The organism is Nostoc sp. ChiQUE02, assembly GCF_034531305.2.
Taxonomy (GTDB): Bacteria; Cyanobacteriota; Cyanobacteriia; order Cyanobacteriales; family Nostocaceae; genus Nostoc.
Genome location: NZ_JAVRBN020000004.1, coordinates 36820 through 56169, shown reverse-complemented (window position 1 = coordinate 56169; position 19350 = coordinate 36820). Strand labels below are relative to the sequence as shown.

Genomic DNA, 19350 nt, shown 5'->3' with positions numbered 1-19350 from the left:
TTGCAGTAGGTTGCGTTTAGATATTTGTTCGTGAAGCGTTCCTGTAGGGTAGCAGAAAAAAACGTCGAAATTGAAAGGCTCAGATCCTTGAATTCTTTAATAAATCGGCGATCTTGTTGTTCACAAAGATTTAGGATTGCTATATAGCGGTTCTCGCTTGAGTGAGATACAAGAACCCCACCCCCAGCCCCCTCCCCGCAAGCGATGAGGGGAATATGATATACCTTGTATGATTAGGAAACGCTATATAGGCGATTAAGTTTTATCATTTTAGTTTTGAATTGCAGCGTACTTCTGTATAGAAGCAACTGTCACAATTTTTAAATAAGCCTATATTTAATTTCAAAAATGTCTGCTAAACACAAAGATAGTAGAAACCCTATCCAATCTCGTGACTGGCCAATCGAGCAATTACCTGGACTGAGCCACGAGGAACAATCTCAACTGCAAAATTGTGGAATTCCTAGCACAGTAGCGCTAATCAAACAAGGGAAGACTCTAGAGGAAAGACTAGCGTTAGCAAATAAACTCCAGATTCATCTTCAGTATGTAAATAAATGGATGGCTTTAGCTGACTTGGCGCGTATTCCCAGCGTAGGAACCCAATATTGTGGTTTATTGCTCCATGCGGGCATTGGTTCTGTGGCACAGTTGGCTCAAACTCCCACTCACAGATTGCACCGACAAGTTATGCGCTTGCAGGTAGCAACAATGCAGCGACGAGATTTGTGTCCAGCAATTGAGCTAGTACAACAGTGGAGTCAGCAAGCGAAAATAGTGGGCAGTGGGAATTAGGGAGCAGGGGGCAGGGGGCAGGGAGCAGGGGGAGAAGAATTAATAACCAATGCCCAATGCCCCACTATTTACTCTTTGGCTAAAACACCATTAAGGAAGATATCAGCAAGTCCTTCGGCCATTTCCTGCATTTGTTGGGGGGAGGCGTCAGGTTCCATGAGGGTGTTGTTGGAAAAACCTGCGATCGCAAACATTCCCAAGAAGACTTTGGCGACTAGCTTGGCGTCCATTTGGCGATAAATGCCTTTATCCATCGCTGTTTGAAAGAATGCTTCGCCGACATCGCTCATTTTGGTAATGACTTCTGATTGAATGCGATCGCGCAAATCGGGGTGAAACTGCACCTCCATAAAACAAACACGCATCAAATCAGCATTTTTTTGGAAGTTCCACATCCGGCGACGCATCACCTGAGCTACGGCTTTATAGCTGCCCATCTCACTTAATTCTGTCAGCAAATCTGTGAGAATCTCCACCCATCCACTCGTGGCTACTTCCACCAAAATTGCCTTTTTATTGGGAAAATGACGAAAGAGAGTACCTTCAGCTACACCTGCGGCTTGTGCTAAATCGCGGGTGGTAGTACCGTCAAATCCCTGAGAGGCAAACAAGCGTTGTGCTGCCTGTAAAATCCGGGTGCGCGTCTGAGCCTCTGAGGGTGGGGAAGAATTAAAAACTCGCATAACAGTTATGGTGAGATATCCGGAACAGGATTTGTAACATTATTGTCTAACGTCAAGTAGAAAAAGCCCTGAAAGCTTAATACAAGATTAACGCTCTTTTGCTAAGTGTCCTGTTATTTAGGTAATGTAACTTTATCTTAATTTGCGCTTATGAACCAGATGAGTCGGTCAATTTGGAATTTTAGATTGAAGTTTTTTCATTGGTCAGATCAAGTATCTGTCATATTGCGGCGGTTGTTTGTCACGTTGTTAGCTTTGATCGTTCTCTGGTGGGGATTACTACCAGAAGTCGCTCTGGCTCAAACTCAGACGGCACCTCCTCCTCAAAAAGTCGAAACTCAAACCCCGCCAATTCAAAATTCAATCCAACCTTATCTGGATCGGGTAATCAAGCAGTTAACGGAGTTTCGCCTCGACAATGGTCTGAAATTCATTGTCTTAGAACGACATCAAGCGCCTGTAGTTTCTTTTCTTACTTATGCAAATGTTGGTGGTGTGGATGAGCCAGATGGCAAAACTGGTGTAGCTCACTTTCTAGAACATTTGGCGTTTAAAGGCACGACGCGCATTGGTACAGAAGACTACAAAAAAGAAAAACCTCTACTTGAAACCTTGGAACGGTTGGATGGCCAAATTAAAACAGCGAAAGCCGATGGCAAAAAAGATGAGGTTGCTCAGTTAGAAACTGAGTTTAAGCAAGTAGAAGCGCAAGCAGCCAAACTTGTCAAGCAAAACGAATTGGGGCAAATTGTCGAACAAGCGGGAGGTGTGGGTTTAAATGCCAATACTTCAACTGAAGCTACTCGTTATCTGTACAGCTTTCCTGCTAATAAGCTGGAACTTTGGATGTCGCTGGAGTCGGAACGATTTCTCGATCCTGTAATTCGTCGTGAGTTTTATAAGGAGAAAGATGTAATTTTAGAAGAACGACGGATGCGGGTAGATAATTCACCCATTGGACAGATGGTGGAAAAGTTTATTGATACTGCTTACAAAGCCCATCCATATAGGCGTCCGGTGATTGGTTATGACGAAGATATCCGCAATCTGACACCAGAAGATGTCCAAAAGTTTTTTGATACTCACTATGTACCAAGTAATTTGACCATTGCCATTGTCGGAGATGTTAACCCGGCTGAGGTGAAAAAACTGGCGCAAACTTATTTTGGTCGCTATCAAGCCAAAACCAAAGCTGTTGAACAAATCCCAGTGGAACCGCCACAACAACAAACACGGGAAGTTACTTTACAGCTACCTTCTCAACCCTGGTATTTAGAAGGTTATCATCGTCCGGCAATTACCCATCCAGATAATGCAGTCTATGAAATCATTGGCAGTTTATTAAGTGATGGGCGCACGTCGCGGCTGTATAAGTCTTTGGTAGAAAAGCAGCGTTTAGCTCTAAGTGCCCAAGGTTACAGTGGATTTCCTGGTGATAAATACCCAAACCTGATATTTTTCTATGCTCTCACGGCTCCTGGTCATACAGTTGATGAGTTGGCGGTAGCTTTGCGCCAAGAAATTGACAAATTAAAAACTGAGCCTGTAGCGGCGGCTGATTTGGAACGGGTGAAAACCCAAGCACGGGCGGGTTTGTTACGTACCCTCGATTCAAATATGGGAATGGCTCAACAATTGTTGGAATATGAGGTGAAAACTGGCTCTTGGCGGAATTTGTTTAAGCAGTTGGATGATATTTCGGCGGTGACGACGACTGATATCCAGCGGGTGGCAAAGGAGACGTTTACGCCGAAAAATCGCACGATTGGTAAGTTGTTGTCGAAAGAAGCTTAAGAGAAACATAGATGCAAAGGTAGAGAGATATGCAAAGGTACAAGGTGAAGGGTAAAAGGCGGATGGTGTTCAAAATCCAAAATGGGAAGGGGCTTATTTATGCTTTGGTTGGTATATTTGCGTGTTTACTTTTAACTTGTAACTTTTCTCTGGCAGCGACGGCTGAGGCAAAGCATTACACAGAGTTGCAGTTGCCACCGCTACCTGAGATTAAGTTACCCAAGTATGAGCGGTTTGTGCTCCAAAACGGCTTGGTTGTCTATTTGATGGAGGATCACGAATTGCCGTTGGTGAACGGGACGGCGTTTGTGCGGACAGGAAATCGCTTGGAACCATTGGAGAAAGTCGGTTTAGCTGGTTTTACAGGCGCGGTGATGCGAACTGGGGGAACTAAGCAACATTCGGCTGATGAACTCAACGAGATATTGGAACAACGGGCAGCTTCGGTGGAAACTAGTATTAGTGAAGCTGCTGGTAGTGCAAGCTTTGATGCACTCAGTGAAGATTTAGAAACGGTATTTGGGCTGTTTGCCGAGGTACTGCGATCGCCAGCATTTGCTCAAGAAAAGCTAGACTTGGCTAAGACACAAGCTAAAGGTGGCATTGCGCGTCGCAATGACAATCCAGATGGGATTGCTAGCCGAGAATTTAAGAAATTGATCTATGGGAAAGATAGTCCCTATGGTCGCACGATAGAGTATGCAACGGTGGATCGGGTTGAGCGTGAGGATTTGATCAAGTTTTATCAGCAATATTTCCACCCTAATAATATGATTTTGGGGATTGTGGGGGATTTTGATGCGAAGAAAATGCGATCGCTCATTCAAGCTAAGTTTGGCGACTGGAACCGCAACCCAGGTGTTGCTAAACCCACTTTACCAAAGGTTTTGCCAGCTAATACAGGTGGAGTCTTTTTTGTCAATCAGCCACAACTAACTCAAAGTAGTGTGCTTCTCGGCCATTTAGGTGGACGGTTTGACAGTCCCGATTATGCAGCGCTAGATGTATTGAATGGGGTGTTAAATGGATTTGGTGGACGCTTATTTAATGAATTGCGATCGCGCCAAGGTTTAGCTTACTCTGTCTATGGCCAGTGGAGTCCGCGTTTCGATTATCCTGGCATGTTTATTGCTGGTGGCCAAACGCGATCGGATGCTACCGTCCAGTTTGTCAAAGCCTTACAAGCTGAAATCAAGCGCACCCAAACTCAAAGAGTGACCGCAAAAGAACTCGCTTTTGCAAAAGAGTCTACACTCAACTCCTTTGTGTTCAACTTTCAAGACCCCAGCCAAACCTTATCGCGGTTGATGCGATACGAATATTACGGCTATCCTGCTGATTTCCTCTTTCGCTATCAAAAAGCCGTCGCCGCCACCACCGCCGCTGATGTGCAACGGGTAGCACGAGAATACCTCAAGCCAGAAAATATCGTGACTTTAGTGGTGGGGAATCAAACCGCCATTCAACCGCCATTGACGCAGCTAGCAGCACAGGTGACACCAATAGATGTAACGATTCCTGGTTCGCAGCCACAGGCGAAGAATTAATCACAAATTGCGATTAAAACGATAAGTAGAGACGCGATAAATTGCGTCTCTAGCCATTTAGAAAGACAAATATAATATAAATATTATAAAATCATCTCTTTTACAGACGAAATTCCCTTAGTTATGTCTTGAAAATTAGCCTTAAAAATTTAAATATGTAAGATTATATTGCAAAATAAAAATGATGGAGTCTGGATTTGCCGCTTAATCTTATCTAAGGCTAGATCAATTAACATCACCGGATTTTGTGAGGTACATCAATAGTCATGATCGTAATATCCGACCTGCATCCTAATAGTGACGAAAATCTGCTCACTGAACTAACCACTTGGGAAATGAGCACTGTAGAGGGTGGAAGAAGAAGGAGAAGAAGAAGAACAAGCAATGAAGATGGAGATACTTCTGGCGTCCTTTCAACAGAAAATGTAAAACAGACTGTTAATGAGTGGTTAACTAGCGTAGATGGACAAATAGTAGATCTACGACAGCAACTTAGCGGTTAACAATAATTTTGAGAAATAACAATTTTATAGACATTCAGATCGTGCGTTCTTAGATTAATTAAGAACGCACGATTTTTATTTATATATTTTTGCAATTGATTGAACACATAACTCCAAACATGGTTCAATTAAAGAAGATTATTTATAAAAACTGTTATTTAGCGGGAGTAGCTAGAAGGAAGAGTTAGTAGAATAATTATTCGCCTCTCCTGTCTCCCTGGCCTCAAGAGCTTATCTGACCAAATTTTATTAAAACTAATTCCAGTCTTTGCCGTAGTCTATAAAACTGAAAATATTTATAAGTATTGCAAATTAAATACACCACTTTTTTAGCATCAATTATGATGCTAAAAAAGGTTTTAACTCACGTAATTATCAAAAAGCTAGAAAACTGATAAATCTATTATTCGTTATATTTGTGATGTATAAATCTAACTTAGTATTACTATTTAAAAAAGATTTTATAAATAAAAATAAATCTATAAATAAAGACGTAACCAATTTATTTATGTCTTATCTATGAGGTTTACAAGCTTGATTTTTCTAAATTTTATGAATAAAAATGTAATCAGCAGTTAAGCAATACACAGCTTAATCGCTGCCAAATCAATTGAACTGCGACAATTATTTTAGGAGAAAATCATGGCGAGTATCGCTCTTTCGCAACTAAATACCACTGGTTCTGAACTATTCCAAGATTCTGAAAGCTTCCTCAACGACCTGAACAATGTAGATTCCATCACTATTTATGGTGGTCAGGATGCTGATGTTTCCAATGTTGCCGACGGCGTAGAGCCACTCTTACAGTTCGGCGTTAAGGGACAAGAGTTCGCACTGTTAGGCTTTGGAGCTAACTTGACTGCACACATCATTAAGTCATTCAGTGAAGCTGATACTTTCTTGTAATTGACTACTGAGCTACATTGCTCTTTGGAATCGTTTGAATTAGCGATTAAGCTGTGTATTGCTTAATCGCTGCCAAATCTGCTCAACTGCGACAATTATTTTAGGAGAAAATTATGGCGAGTATCGCTCTTTCGCAACTAAATACCACTGGTTCTGAACTGTTCCAAGATTCTGAAAGCTTCCTCAACGACCTGAACAATGTAGATTCCATCACTATTTATGGTGGTCAGGATGCTGATGTTTCCGATGTTGCCGACGGCGTAGAGCCACTCTTACGGTACGGTATTAAGGGACAAGAGTTCGGATTGTTAGGCTTTGGAGCTAGCTTGACTGCACACATCGTTAAGTCATTCAGTGAAGCTGATACTTTCTTGTAATTGATTACTGAGCTACATTGCTCTTTGGAACTTTTTCAATTAGCGATTAAGCTATGTATTGCTTAATCGCTACCAAATTTGATGAACCGTAAGATAATTTTAGGAGAAAATTATGGCGAGTATCGCTCTTTCGGAACTAAATACAATTGGTTTTGAACTGTTCCAAGATTCTGAAAACTTCCTCAATGATCTGAACCATGTGGATTCCATCACTATTTATGGTGGTCAGGCTGATGTTTCGAGTGTTTCTCATGGCATAGAGCCACTCTTACAGTATGGAATTAAGTCACAAGAGTTTGGACTGTTAGGGTTTGGAGCTAGCTTGACTGCACACATTGTTAAGTCATTCAGTGAAACTGATACTTTTTTATAGTATGGCAATCCAATTAGATTTTTGAAAAAATCTAAGTATATGTAGGGTGTGTTACGGAAACCGTAATACACCTGAAGACAAAAGTTTTGGTGCCTTACTTTCAGCGATAATACACCTGACAACAAGAGTTTTGGCTTGCTGCTGAACTAAATAGCTTTGAATAAATCAATCCGATCAATAATCGTCTTCCTTGATTACTAAAAATCAGGATAGCCGATCGGATTAAGCAAGCAATTTACAGCTTTATCAAGCTCAATTAGAGCAGTTGATCAATTTTATTAGTTTTTTCCTGACTACCGAGCTATATTATTAAGTCATTGATGCTTAATTCGGCTCAACATCATTAATTGATCAATGTTTTTGGGAATCAAAATCCATGTCAAAAATTACCATTTCTGACCTGCTTATAGATAATTCAGAAAGTTTTCTCTTAGATGTGAACAACGTGGATTATATATCTATATATGCTGGTGCAGATGAGACTTTTTCTCAGATTTTGAACTATGGTGTGAAAAATCTTAATTTTGCGCTGTTAGCATTGACTATCCATGAAATTGCAGAGTTAGCAAAATCATTCAATACTCAATAATACATTCATTGGAAAGGCTAAATCCTCTAGACATGTTTTAACATTTTCTTGATTATTCATACAATGCCTAAGATAATCATAGGTTTTGTATGAATAGTAAAAGCATAGTTGTGTACACAAAATGCATTTTTAATGTATTAAAAATCTTTTCTGACTATGCAAAAGCTTTTGGTTGTTAATCTTGAAACTGAACTGAAGATATGGCATCATTTTTATTGAGTTCTCAAAATGCTTTTGATTACCTGATTCTTCAGGGATTATGTACTCAAAATGAAAAGTCATCAAGCAAAATCGAGCTAAAACTTGCAAAAAACTTTAACTTATTAATCAGCTTACCAGATGAGCGAAAACTCCTAATTAAGCAAGAGCCTCACAAACGAGAGGGAAAGACCGCTGGCGAGTTTTTCAAAGAATGGCGAGTTCACAAGTTTTTGCAAACCTTCCCAGAACTAAGCGACATTCGCTCATATTTTTCGGAGGCAGTACATTTTGATGCTAAGAATTCCATCATGGTTTTCAATTATCTAACTAACTATCGGGATTTAATGGATTTTTATGTCGAAAAGAATTTGAAATTCTTTCCCATAGAGATTGCAACGGTAGTTGGAACTACGTTGGCATCAGTCCATCGCCTATCTATTAACCGTCAAAACTATCAGGAGTTTTTCCAAAAAGAAAATGGATTCAGCCAAGGAACTCCTAACCTAAATCTTGGAATGGATAGAGTTTCCCCGGCAGTTTTTGGCAAGTTGCCTACCGATGGACTGAAATTCTTGTCTCTTTATCAACGTTATGATAGCCTAGGGCAGGCGATCGCAGAGTTAAATAATGCTTTCACTCCATGTTGTTTAACCCATAACGATCTGAAACTGAACAATATTCTCCTCTCTCTAAGTTGGGAAGAAGTTGCTTTTAATGAATTGTCCTCAGATGAAAGTATTATTCGATTGATTGATTGGGAACGTGGTGCTTGGGGAGATCCTGCTAGTGATTTAGGAACACTGATAGCCAGCTACCTACAACTTTGGCTACATAGCATGATTACTAGTAAAACAATGGCGATTCAAGAGTCTTTACGCCTAGCAACAACTCCTCTACATCTGCTCCAACCTTCCATTAGAGAGTTAGTGACTGCTTATCTCAATGTTTTCCCCGAAATTTTAGAACATCGTCCTGATTTCTTGCAGAGGGTTATGCAGTTTTGTGGTTTCGCTTTGATTAAAGCTATTCAAGCGAAACTCCAGCACGAAAAAACCTTTGGTAATAAAGGTATTTGCATACTCCAGGTTGCTAAGAGTTTATTGTGCCGTCCAGAAGCATCAATACCAACAATTTTTGGTGTAGATGCATCAGGCCTCTCTCTCATTAACTCATCTGCCGCTTCAAAGTAAATTCAAAGTCAACAAGGGGACGCCAACATTCTTTAGTTTGTCTGTCCCTATCTCCCTACATCATTGACAGGCAAGTCTTTATGCAACTATTAGATTCGCTGGCAAATCAACTGCCAGATATTCCGGAGTCATTGCAGACATCACTACAAGATATCGTTCATAAGGTTGAAATCCAGTCCCACCATTGTATTACACATCTAGACTTTGGTTCGGTGGAAGTACCAGAGTCAATAGTCTCTCACTTTCAGCAATTATCTCTAGATTTCCAAAATAAGTTTTTGAGTCATCAACTACGTAGTTTACTTTACGCCGTCTACTACAACGGCTCATCGCCAAGTCTTTTGTCATCCAATACAAAAGCAACGAATGTGGCTTTGAACGAAAATCTTGAAAACAATACATTATTCGGCGTAGATATAGCTTTTTACGATCGCTTACATGAAAGCAACAAAGGTGTAGGCTACTGGAATCATGATTGGCTGGTTCTAAAAGAAGACATAGATGGTACTTTGGTGGTGTATAAGAATGGTTTGAGGCTGCACATTGAACCCGATAGCTTACAACAAGCTGCTAATATCGGTGACTCAGTAGCAATCAAAATGCCTAATAATCTGGTACAAAACGGATTTTATATGGCAATTGCTAATGCAGCTATGGCGCGAAATTATCAAACTCTGGTACGTGTCTACTTCAATTTGACCCCAGAAGGCTCAGTTGCAGTCATGAACGATTTGACTACCCAACTCAATGCTATATCTATTGCTTTCTCATTTAAAGCATTGTACAACCCTTCTGATTATGGGCGTTACGACTCAGCAGTGCTTTATTTTGACAAAAAGGACTATGAACTTGTTCGTCCAGTCTTAGAGAGGGTATATAGAGAAAATCAAGTGCATTTTCAGGAGCGAGTACCTTTATTTACCAAATTCATAGCACCAGGGTTAGCGATCGCTGAAGAACCAGACCGTAAATTTGGCGATCAAGAAAGTTTTGGTACAAACCGTTGTCAAATTGTTGCTAATGGTTTGCTTGAGGCTTGGTATCTAGGGAATCATACGCCAGAAGATAGGATGGCAGCAATTGTGCGACATTTCTCATTATGGGAAATTGAATTGCAACGTCCTTACCTCAATGCTAACTCTGATGATATCTACACTTCCTTGAATCTCTAAACCGTCGGACGTGATACTCCTGATTCCTGATTGAAGATCATATTTTCACTCACGAGGTAGTTATATGACTCAAGAATTTTCCGAGTCTAATGAAAAATTAGCTCATAAATTCAACTTTACTCATGAAGAATTAAAACAGATAGTCAAAGCTGTTTCTGCCGGCAAGTATTCCTGGGCTTGTGTTCTAATCCTACGTTTTAGTGGCTACAATCCTCTCGAATATATACCCGCCCGCACCTACATTCGATTAATCAAAAACAACTGCCTATTTCGCAAAGCAAACCGTCATCAAACTGATTATGGGATTTTAGGACTTTTTAAACTAGAGTCAACCTGGATTCAAGGGAGTAGCGCTAAACGTAGCTCAAACTAAATATTAAAAGAATAATACCAGTTTCATAGAAATCGCACACCAGTTGCTCATGGGGGAAACCCTCATGAGCAACTGGCGTCAGCAATGCCAACTTGTAGACGCGCGGATGGCAGCTTTCTGGAGGGTAGCACCTGGCGTGCGATCGCTAGTAATAAAAGTAAGTTGTCAGATGTCAGTAATATTTATAAAAATAACTGACATCTGACTGTTAACCATTTTTTAGAAGTAGACTTAAGCCTGTATTAACACATCTTTAGATCCTTGAGAACTTACATTCCTTGTAAGCTTTGTCACTATTTCCATAGTGGCAATTTGTGCCTTTAACCAATTAGTAAACAAGTCTCCGACGATTTTCAGGCGTCGCTGTTCGTCTAATTGAGGCTTAATGATTTCCTCAACCGCAATTAGATGTACTCCTTTTGGAGTAGTTATTGGCTTGAGAATTTGTGGGGGATTAGCGGCAAAGATGGCTGCTGCAATCTCCGGTCTAAAATCGGTGCGGAGACGTATTCCTTGATATCCTCCAGCCCGACGTAGTTCGGTATTTTGGACATATTGGCGGGCGATTTCTTGAAAACTAATTTCGCCTTCTTGCAGCGCATAAAATAGTTCTAGAGCTAAATCTTCATCATCCAATACAACTTCATAAGTTACTGCCGCAACATAATCGAGTTGGTGTGCATAAAAAAACGGTTCAACTTTTTCTGCAAACAAATGATTTGCTAACTTAGCAGACAGTAGGCTGGTTTCGGCTATTGCTTCAAAGTCATCTAAAGAAAGATGATATTTTTCTAACCATGCCCAGGTATCTTCTGCTTTGATAAGTTGGTTGGCTAAACGTAAGCTATCTGCTGCTTGTTGTAGTTCTTCTAAACCAATTTCAATACCTGCCTTTTTCGCTTCATATTCAACAATTTTTCGAGTTGCGATCGCCTCCAATACACTAGGGATTTGGCAAGAAAGCTTTATGTGGTCAAGAATATCCTCAGGAGAAACAGTCAATACATTTGACATCATCCAATTCCTCCAATTGTTAACCTAATTTTATAGGTCTTTGTCAGTTTTGTTAAGACAATATTTAGTATATCTATGTCACTTTTTAGATACAAGATTATTGCCCTTATCTAATAGTAACTCGAATATTTAATCTAGCGTAATTATAAAAAGTTTTTTATAAAACTAATAGTTTAATTTTTTGAACCAAAAGATAGATATGGCTAGAGAATATAAATAGATAAAAATCAACATTAAAATAGAATATTTATAGAACAAAATATTAGTAGTACTTTATACACTAATAATTGCAAAGCTTAGATACCCTGCTTCCTATAAAAGTTGGGGATCTCGTTGTTCACAAATGATTAAGTAGTCCTATAGTTGATTTACTTTAAATATAAAAAAAGGTGCGATCGCATAGACGATCAGCGACAAAGGATAACTCTAAAATTTCCACAATTCCTTGTAGGGGCGCGCAGTTAACTGTGCGCCCCTACCCTATGGCGTAATTATTTGGAAATTGCTGTAAGTTGACTAATTGCTAAAGCTCCAAACCACCTTCTTGCAACTTCTTAAACGGATCTAAGATAAAGTCCATCACCCGTCGTTGGCGGATGACCACCTCTGCGCTTGCTGTTTGACCTGGTGTTAGAGGGATACGTTTGTTGGCAGTTTGGATATAGGGTTGAGCTAGGGAGATGTCCAACTCATAGGTTTCAATGTTACCTTGATTAGTTGTTTGAATTTTCGAGTTAGGTGAAATCCAGCTAACGCGCCCTTGTACTACCCCATAATCTTGGAAGGGATAAGCATCAAATTTGATTTTAACTGGCATTCCCACCTTCAAAAAACCACTTTGTTGGTTGGGCATTTGCGCTTTGAGAATTAAGGAAGTATTGTTGGGCGCAATTTGGGCAATCATCTGTCCCGGCTCTACTACAGATCCTGGTTTGTGGATAGGCAACTCAAAAATTGTGCCATCAATAGGCGATCGCACTACTCTTTGTTGTAACTGTAGCTGTAAGGATGCGATCTGGCTTCCGGTTTGAGCAATTTCTGATTGTAAGCTAGCAATTTGTGTTTGTAAGTCTTTAAGCTGTTCCTGATTTCTCAGCACCGCCAGTCTACCTGCTTGCACCACACTGCGGTAGCTGCTTTGCTGCTCTTGGAGGCGAAGTTTGAAAAGCTGAATATCTGAGATGGCTTGACTCATCAACGACTTATAGCTGTTAAGTTCTTCTTTTAAGCGCAGCTGGGCTTGTACAATATCAGATTTTGTTTGTTCTTGCAAGCGTTGACTTTCTTCTGCGATCTTTTCTAGTTCCACAACTTTGGTTTGGGGAATCGCACCCCTCTGTAAAAGTTGGCGATAACGCGCAACTTCTGTGAAATCTCGGATTAAACGACTCTTAGCTAACTTCTGGGCAATTTGGGTAGAAGTGATATTCTGGTTAGCCTGTTCAACTAGAGCCAGTTTTTCCAGTCGTTGTAAGTTATAAGTACTCTGTTTAGCATCAAGATTTTGCTGCGCTTGACTAATTTGAGCAATTTTTTCCAATTCTTGAGATTTATTTTGTTGCTCTTGAATGTTAATCGTCAAGAGAATTTGTTTTTTGAGGAGATCCAGTTGCGATCGCCGATTTAATAAACCTTCTAGTTTTCTCTGTACCTGCTGCAAATCCTTTCCTAGCACATCAGACTCTAATACAAGCAAAACTTGTCCTGCTTTTACGGTTGCGCCTTCTTTGACGTTGACAGCAGTGACGCTACCACTAACTGGACTATCCAATTTTTGGGTTGCTCCTTCAGGTTCCATTCGCCCTCTAGCACTTCCTGTCTCATCAACTTTAGAAAGCATTGCCCAAGGTAAAATGATCGCAGCAAAGCCTACCAGTAAATACAACATAGAGCGTGTCCAGACCCTTGGTAAGGCATCTAGCAGCTCCTCGGTGCCGTAAAACCAATCATTTGCTTCAGATGTCTTTTGTGTCTGAGGATGAACAATGGCACTTGCGTCTTCAACCAGGTGAAATTCAGCCTGCTTTTCTAGGGCGAAGGCGGATGATGAATTATTAGATGGGTTTGGCATAAGAATTGGGGATTGGATATTGGGCATTGGACATTGGGGATTGGGGATTGGGCACTTATACTGAGCAAAGCCGTAAAGCCTGTGGCATAGCTACGCTTAGGGCGCGGCCTCTGGTAGAGAAGTATTGGACATTAGGATTGAAGTTCTGAACTCCGTTAACGAGTCTTTGATACTCGTGAATGAGTCTTTGATACTCGTGAATGAGTCTTTGAACTCCGTTAATGAGTCTTTGATACTCGTGAATGAGTCTTTGAACTCCGTTAACGAGTCTTTGATACTCGTGAATGAGTCTTTGAACTCCGTTAATGAGTCTTTGAACTCCGTTAACGAGTCTTTGAACTCCGTTAATGAGACTTGAGGGAGATAAACGAGTCTCTAATTCTCCTTATCTCTTAATCCCCATACCCAATACCCAATTCCCTTTCAACCTGTTTGCGCTAGTTGTTGCTGATTGAGATAGAAATAGTGACCTTTTTTGGCGATTAATTGCTCGTGAGTACCGCTTTCGATCAAAATGCCCCGATCTAAAACCAGAATTAAGTCAGCATGACGCACGGTGGAAAGGCGGTGAGCAATAATTAGACTTGTGCGTCCTTGGAGAATTTTTTTGAGGTTGTTCTGAATAATTCGCTCAGATTCAGCATCTAAGTGACTGGTTGCTTCATCTAATACCAAGAAGCAGGGATTTCCTAACAAAGCACGAGCGATCGCTAGGCGTTGGCGTTGTCCACCGGATAACATTCCTCCACCTTCACCAATTTGGGTTTCGTAGCCCATTGGCATTTGCTTAATAAACTCATCTGCTCCTGCTAGACGCGCCGCTTCTATAACTTCTTCTAGAGAAGCTTCTGGATGAGCAATGCTAATGTTTTCGCGAATTGTACCGCCAAACAAAAATGTATCTTGGTCTACAACACCAATTTGGGAACGGAGCGATCGCAGAGAAATATTAGTCACATCGTGAGCATCAATCAACACTTTGCCATCTGTCGGCGGATATAGTCCTAAAATCAACTTGGAAAGGGTAGTTTTGCCAGAACCGCTACGCCCCACAACCGCTATAGTTTGCTCAGGTTTGATTTCAAAACTGAGATTTTCTAACACGTTAGTCTCGCTTTCTGGGTGATAACGAAAAGTCACATTTTCAAATAAAACGTGGCCACGTAAACTACTTAAAGACTGGCGCGGTTGATATTGTAAATCTTCTTCTGGTTCTGCTTCCAAGACATCATTAATCCGCTCAGTAGAAATGATCACCTCTTGTAATTGATTCCACAGGACAACTAGCCGCTGGAAAGGTCGAATGACATTGCCTAACAACATATTGAATGCAATTAGTTGTCCAATTGTCAGTTGGTTTTGAATCACCTGCCATGCACCAAACCAAAGTAATCCTGTGGTTACTAGTGTTTCGATACTAGAACTGAAAACTTGGAGTTGGTTACTAATTATCTGTCCGCTAAAGGTCTTTTTAATGACCTTATTCAGCAGTTCTTCCCAATGCCATCTGACTGTCTGCTCAATTGCCATAGAGCGAACTGAGCGAATACCTGTAAGGGATTGAATCAGATAACTATTTTCTGTCGCTGAAGCATTAAAAACTTCGCGGCTGATGCGGCGCAAGAAAGGTGTAGCTATCAGCGCTAATAAGACAAAAGGCGGAACGATCGCTAAACTGAACAATGCCATTTGCCAGCTATACCAAAACATCAATCCCACATAGACAAACACTGTCAGCAAATCTAAACCAATAGATAGTGCTTCTCCAGTTAGAAAGCGCTGAATTTTTTGATTTTCTTGGACGCGAGACACAATATCACCAACGTATCGCGACTCAAAAAAAGCTAGGGGCAAGCGAAAGGTATGTTTAATAAAACCTACCAGCAGTGTTACTGACAGGCGATTCGCCGTGTGATCTAGTAGGTATTGCCGCAGTCCATTGAGAACAACGCGGAAAAAACCAAAAATTAGCAACCCTAAACCAACGGCGTTTAAAGTCAGAGTACTACCTTGCACAATTACTCTATCTAACAAGAGCTGGGTGAATAGGGGTGTAATTAGTCCAAACAACTGAATCAACACCGAAGCCATAAACACTTCTAGCAGTACTTTGGAGTAAGGTTTGACTAAACCAAAAAACTGCCAAAATGGTGTAATGGTTTCTTGGGTTTCTCTGAGTAGGTCTGTAGGTTGTAATAACAACGCATAACCAGTCCAGCCAGCTTTAAATTCGCTAGGGGTAAGGGTGCGTTGACCAATGGCGGGGTCGCCAATAATCACACGCTTTTTATTGACTTCATAGACGACAACGTAGTGCTTACCTTCCCAGTGAGCGATCGCAGGTAGGGGTTGTTGTCCTAATTTATCAAAGCTAGCTTTCACCGGACGGGTAGCAAAGCCGATACTTTCTGCTGCTGCTGTTAAACCCCGCATTGATGCCCCACTACGGCTGATGTTAGTTAAATCCCGTATGCGGTTGACATTAAAGCGCTTACCCCAATAGCGGCTAATCATTACTAAGCAAGATGCCCCACAGTCAGAGGCGCTTTGTTGTTCAAAAAACGGATACCGTTTGGTCAAGCGTCCTAACCAATGCCCGGCCCTCACTGTTGGGCTGGGAAAGTACGGCCGTTGTCTCTTTTGCTTTTGTTTTGGCTCAGTCTCTGGCTGTGAAATTGGAAAGACATTAGGAGAGGCGGTGAAATAATTCTCCGTATCCCTGCGTCTTTCAAAGTTCCGTTCGCCAGAAGGCGAGGCTCGGACTTCTACTTCTCTTTGTATCCCCGTGTCCTCTTCCCCTGTTCCCAGCCCCGCTTGGCGCTCTTGGAAATCTATTAACTCTGCCAATTGCGGCCAATGTTGTAGTGCTGTTTGCCAATCAGCATTGCTTAAACTGTAAGCGATCGCTGCTGGTTGCGCGACCTCCCAACTTCCCTGTTTTGGATTCACGTAGATGTTTCCAGGCGTCAATCTTCGCCCATTAGCATCCAGCAGTTCTCCCCGATGCAGTAACCAAAGCTTGATATCTTTGTTGAGGTTAGCATTCAGGGAACCACTCTCCAGATTGTGGCGCTCAAATAGAAATAGCGCTTTAAACAGCTCCTCAACAGATCCATTACGCCCAATTAACGAGTTGTGGCAACATAACAGCAGCAAATCCCAAACTTCTGCGCGTTTTAAAAGGCGATCGCGGATGCCCAGCGATGTACGAATTACTTCTTGTAAAGTCTCTTGATTGAGATAGCAAAGCTTTAAGTTTACCGAAGCTCTAGCAACATAAGGACTGAATTCCTCTTTGGGAAATAAAGTTAACTCGCCAAATGACGCTCCAGAAAAGAGAGTAGTTATTAAATTATTAGAGCTATCCAGCAATCTGACTTTACCACTCAGGACAATATAAATTCCTGGCTGGGCTGTAGTTGCTTGCCAAAACTGCTTTGCTACTGATGGTTCAACAATTTCCAGCCCTTTGAGACAACTGTCAAGTTCCCCGTTTGACAGCGACTCACCCAAGCTTTGGGTGAGTTTTTCAGCTAAATATTGCTGGGAAAACGCTGATGGCATTTTCTGACCTCCAAAACAGTATTAGTTATTGGTCTGAATTAGATTAAATGACCAATGCAAACTCGGTTCAGAGTTAGATTGCAAGTCGCAGATCGTAATGCCAGCATCCCTATTTGGGTCAGTTTCTTGTCGGGAGAGGTTTTTGGGTTTAGTGGAAAGTCCCATTTTTTTGAGCAGACGGTTAACATGGCGATCGGTAATTGCAATACCAAATTCATTTGCTAAATGCTTGCTTAACCATTGGGCTGTCCAGTAGCTAAATGCATAGCCATATTCACGCGGGCTATTACTTACTAATTCTTTCAAACGTTCAATGTATTGATCGTTAACAGTCTTGGGTCTACCTATTGGTCGCTCATTCCATTTGTGCGCCAGACCCGCCTCTGCCACACCAATCCAATACCGCGCCATCTCCTGGGAACAACTTAATATTTCACAGATTTGGCTTTGAGATTTACCCATATCCGCCAGCAACATAATTTCAATTCGCCGACGATATTCTGGCTGTAAATTCGCTTGCAAATTTTTCAACAGTGCCTTCCGCTGAAAAGGCGTTAAAAACTTGCTCTCGTGCATGTCATAGCATTCAAAAGCTTTGTCTTGACTGGAGTATTCTGACATAATTTTTATCAGTTGCCGCCAACTGTCAAATGTGGTCAAATGTGTCTTTTGCAACTGTTTTTTCAATCCGGAGAAGTCAGGATATACAACTGCAAAATTAATTAGCCCTAGAAGGTTGATTAAATATTGACGTGGTGTGCAAAGAACGCTAGGTATTATTCCCCTAGTATTCTGATAATTTAGGGGTTTACTGTATTCGGTCAGATTTTAATAAATCAAAATTCGACCTTAATGGTCTCACTTGGAATAAAAATACTTAAAACCAGTAAACTACTCACTGGCTAGCCGCTAAAACTTGACAGACTTTCCTGAAGCCCGGTGCAATAATGGTATTGGTTAAGACCATTGCCCCTGGTTGATGGTAATAGGCAAACACTTTCGAGCCTTCGGGTAGCCCTTATATTGATGATTTTACTGAATTCTACAATACGGGTTGATAGATCAACCTCCTAAGATTTAGGTAGGTTGAGTTTTGATTTCTAACAAGAGATTGAATCTTGTTCCATGAATTGGAATCTAAAAACAGTCAAGGTCAGGTATGAGTGTAAATCTACTTCTTAGACTATCCTAAAACTAGCTAGTCTCTCATCAGCAGATAGTAATAAAATTGAACCTATTTAGAAGAAAAGTTCAATGAAAGAGTGACAGCTACTTAATCTTTACCTTAATCCACTATTCTTTATTTAAGAACAATCCTACATTTAGTCAATACTTTTTACAATAAATAAGAAATTCTCATCAAACATTGTTAATATCTTTATTAAAATTTTATAATTTATTTTTGAAAAAATAAATGATGGCTCATTTATTAATTTTTTTGTTGAAACCATAATTGCTAATTTAAATTTTCTTATCGTAATAAGTTTTAGAACATCTAACTTATTATTTTGCTAAAAAAATAGTATTTTCATCAATTCATTGCACGTCTACATCTGTCCATAGTAAGAAAACTACATTCCTTACTATCTGCCATATTTGATATATCGATATCTATCTATAGTATGAAAATAATCTAATTTGGTGCAAAAGATTGCCAATCATTGTTCAACTTAAAGTCTAAAAATTTAACTATGGTTAAATGTGATTTAAGGTAATTGCCTAACCTACGTGTATTTAAAAAATCAAATAGGATTCCTGTACGTGTAGACGCATTTGCAACGAATTAGCTCTACCTTGAGTTGGTAATTCATTGGCATTATTTATATATGTATATTGTAATACTAAAAACTAAGTGTTTCTTAGTTTAATACCTTCCCTTTTTAAGGATTGTTAGGGAAGATCAAGTCTTAATTGAACCCTATTGTGCTATCAACAAGCTATCCTTTTCTGGATTTCCTGGTAATCGGTGTTCACTCATGAGTACTTGAGTAACTACTCAAATCAAATAATTTCCTTCGCTATCGGGAAATGACTGAGGACAAATTGTAGTAAGAAGTAGAAACTAAATCAGGAACTAAAACCTCTGGGAACTCCAGAGGTTTTTTCTTTAAACTACGCTTTTCTCTGTAGGAGCGATCGCACCCGTATATACTTCTATCAGGGGTTTCTTTAAGCAGGCGATGTCTAACGACAAGCTG

At 40.5% G+C, this 19350-nt stretch carries 16 protein-coding genes; 11 read left to right on the top strand and 5 right to left on the bottom strand.

The window, feature by feature from the left end; translation table 11 throughout:
• Positions 1–348: 348 nt before the first annotated feature.
• Positions 349–795 (top strand): DUF4332 domain-containing protein, encoded by a 447-nt coding sequence (locus tag RM347_RS05405; RefSeq protein WP_322718213.1) that lies wholly within the window; start codon positions 349–351, stop codon positions 793–795.
• 68 nt (positions 796–863) lie between these two features.
• Here the strand turns inward: RM347_RS05405 and RM347_RS05400 are convergent, their stop codons facing one another.
• Entirely contained in the window at positions 864–1478 is a 615-nt protein-coding gene (locus tag RM347_RS05400) for a TetR/AcrR family transcriptional regulator (RefSeq protein ID WP_322718214.1), read from the bottom strand.
• Positions 1479–1628: 150 nt separating this feature from the next.
• Between RM347_RS05400 and RM347_RS05395 the strand changes: the two genes are divergently transcribed.
• From RM347_RS05395 to RM347_RS05350, 10 genes are all read left to right on the top strand, one after another.
• A complete protein-coding gene (locus RM347_RS05395; RefSeq protein WP_322718215.1) occupies positions 1629–3272 on the top strand; it encodes a M16 family metallopeptidase in 1644 nt (547 codons plus the stop codon).
• A 29-nt stretch (positions 3273–3301) separates the two neighbouring features.
• Entirely contained in the window at positions 3302–4819 is a 1518-nt protein-coding gene (locus tag RM347_RS05390) for a M16 family metallopeptidase (RefSeq protein WP_322718216.1), read from the top strand.
• Positions 4820–5964: 1145 nt separating this feature from the next.
• On the top strand, positions 5965–6228 hold the full coding sequence (locus tag RM347_RS05385) for a hypothetical protein (protein WP_322718217.1): 264 nt from the start codon (positions 5965–5967) through the stop codon (positions 6226–6228).
• Positions 6229–6341: 113 nt separating this feature from the next.
• The gene (locus tag RM347_RS05380; RefSeq protein WP_322718218.1) at positions 6342–6605 is read left to right on the top strand and encodes a hypothetical protein; all 264 of its coding nucleotides are present in this window, start codon (positions 6342–6344) and stop codon (positions 6603–6605) included.
• Positions 6606–6717: 112 nt separating this feature from the next.
• Positions 6718–6978, top strand: a complete 261-nt coding sequence (locus RM347_RS05375; protein WP_322718219.1) for a hypothetical protein — start codon at positions 6718–6720, stop codon at positions 6976–6978.
• Between the two features lie 376 nt (positions 6979–7354).
• A complete protein-coding gene (locus RM347_RS05370; RefSeq protein ID WP_322718220.1) occupies positions 7355–7567 on the top strand; it encodes a hypothetical protein in 213 nt (70 codons plus the stop codon).
• Between the two features lie 200 nt (positions 7568–7767).
• A complete protein-coding gene (locus tag RM347_RS05365; RefSeq protein WP_322718221.1) occupies positions 7768–8958 on the top strand; it encodes a phosphotransferase family protein in 1191 nt (396 codons plus the stop codon).
• An 80-nt stretch (positions 8959–9038) separates the two neighbouring features.
• A complete protein-coding gene (locus RM347_RS05360; RefSeq protein WP_322718222.1) occupies positions 9039–10130 on the top strand; it encodes a T3SS effector HopA1 family protein in 1092 nt (363 codons plus the stop codon).
• Positions 10131–10194: 64 nt separating this feature from the next.
• Positions 10195–10503, top strand: coding sequence for a HetP family heterocyst commitment protein (locus RM347_RS05355; protein ID WP_322718223.1), 309 nt, complete (start codon positions 10195–10197; stop codon positions 10501–10503).
• 64 nt (positions 10504–10567) lie between these two features.
• Positions 10568–10708, top strand: coding sequence for a hypothetical protein (locus RM347_RS05350; RefSeq protein ID WP_322718224.1), 141 nt, complete (start codon positions 10568–10570; stop codon positions 10706–10708).
• A 26-nt stretch (positions 10709–10734) separates the two neighbouring features.
• Here RM347_RS05350 and RM347_RS05345 read toward each other — a convergent pair whose 3' ends face one another.
• The 4 genes from RM347_RS05345 to RM347_RS05330 form a co-directional block, all read right to left on the bottom strand.
• On the bottom strand, positions 10735–11517 hold the full coding sequence (locus tag RM347_RS05345) for a peptidylprolyl isomerase (protein ID WP_322718270.1): 783 nt from the start codon (positions 11515–11517) through the stop codon (positions 10735–10737).
• A 523-nt stretch (positions 11518–12040) separates the two neighbouring features.
• Complete coding sequence (locus RM347_RS05340; protein ID WP_322718225.1) at positions 12041–13588, bottom strand: HlyD family efflux transporter periplasmic adaptor subunit; 1548 nt, start codon at positions 13586–13588, stop codon at positions 12041–12043.
• 423 nt (positions 13589–14011) lie between these two features.
• On the bottom strand, positions 14012–17152 hold the full coding sequence (locus RM347_RS05335; protein WP_322718226.1) for a peptidase domain-containing ABC transporter: 3141 nt from the start codon (positions 17150–17152) through the stop codon (positions 14012–14014).
• Positions 17153–17173: 21 nt separating this feature from the next.
• Positions 17174–17773: a helix-turn-helix domain-containing protein gene (locus tag RM347_RS05330; protein WP_322718227.1), complete on the bottom strand. Its 600-nt coding sequence runs from the start codon at positions 17771–17773 to the stop codon at positions 17174–17176.
• Positions 17774–19350: the final 1577 nt, after the last annotated feature.

What these genes read in the sequence shown, in the direction of transcription:
- RM347_RS05405 (WP_322718213.1), top strand. Translation starts at nt 349, where the DNA reads ATGTCTGCTAAACACAAAGATAGTAGAAACCCTATCCAATCTCGTGAC.
- RM347_RS05400 (WP_322718214.1), bottom strand. Translation starts at nt 1,478, where the DNA reads ATGCGAGTTTTTAATTCTTCCCCACCCTCAGAGGCTCAGACGCGCACC.
- RM347_RS05360 (WP_322718222.1), top strand. Translation starts at nt 9,039, where the DNA reads ATGCAACTATTAGATTCGCTGGCAAATCAACTGCCAGATATTCCGGAG.
- RM347_RS05370 (WP_322718220.1), top strand. Translation starts at nt 7,355, where the DNA reads ATGTCAAAAATTACCATTTCTGACCTGCTTATAGATAATTCAGAAAGT.
- RM347_RS05380 (WP_322718218.1), top strand. Translation starts at nt 6,342, where the DNA reads ATGGCGAGTATCGCTCTTTCGCAACTAAATACCACTGGTTCTGAACTG.
- RM347_RS05350 (WP_322718224.1), top strand. Translation starts at nt 10,568, where the DNA reads ATGAGCAACTGGCGTCAGCAATGCCAACTTGTAGACGCGCGGATGGCA.
- RM347_RS05345 (WP_322718270.1), bottom strand. Translation starts at nt 11,517, where the DNA reads ATGTCAAATGTATTGACTGTTTCTCCTGAGGATATTCTTGACCACATA.
- RM347_RS05335 (WP_322718226.1), bottom strand. Translation starts at nt 17,152, where the DNA reads ATGCCATCAGCGTTTTCCCAGCAATATTTAGCTGAAAAACTCACCCAA.
- RM347_RS05390 (WP_322718216.1), top strand. Translation starts at nt 3,302, where the DNA reads ATGCAAAGGTACAAGGTGAAGGGTAAAAGGCGGATGGTGTTCAAAATC.
- RM347_RS05355 (WP_322718223.1), top strand. Translation starts at nt 10,195, where the DNA reads ATGACTCAAGAATTTTCCGAGTCTAATGAAAAATTAGCTCATAAATTC.
- RM347_RS05340 (WP_322718225.1), bottom strand. Translation starts at nt 13,588, where the DNA reads ATGCCAAACCCATCTAATAATTCATCATCCGCCTTCGCCCTAGAAAAG.
- RM347_RS05330 (WP_322718227.1), bottom strand. Translation starts at nt 17,773, where the DNA reads ATGTCAGAATACTCCAGTCAAGACAAAGCTTTTGAATGCTATGACATG.
- RM347_RS05375 (WP_322718219.1), top strand. Translation starts at nt 6,718, where the DNA reads ATGGCGAGTATCGCTCTTTCGGAACTAAATACAATTGGTTTTGAACTG.
- RM347_RS05395 (WP_322718215.1), top strand. Translation starts at nt 1,629, where the DNA reads ATGAACCAGATGAGTCGGTCAATTTGGAATTTTAGATTGAAGTTTTTT.
- RM347_RS05385 (WP_322718217.1), top strand. Translation starts at nt 5,965, where the DNA reads ATGGCGAGTATCGCTCTTTCGCAACTAAATACCACTGGTTCTGAACTA.
- RM347_RS05365 (WP_322718221.1), top strand. Translation starts at nt 7,768, where the DNA reads ATGGCATCATTTTTATTGAGTTCTCAAAATGCTTTTGATTACCTGATT.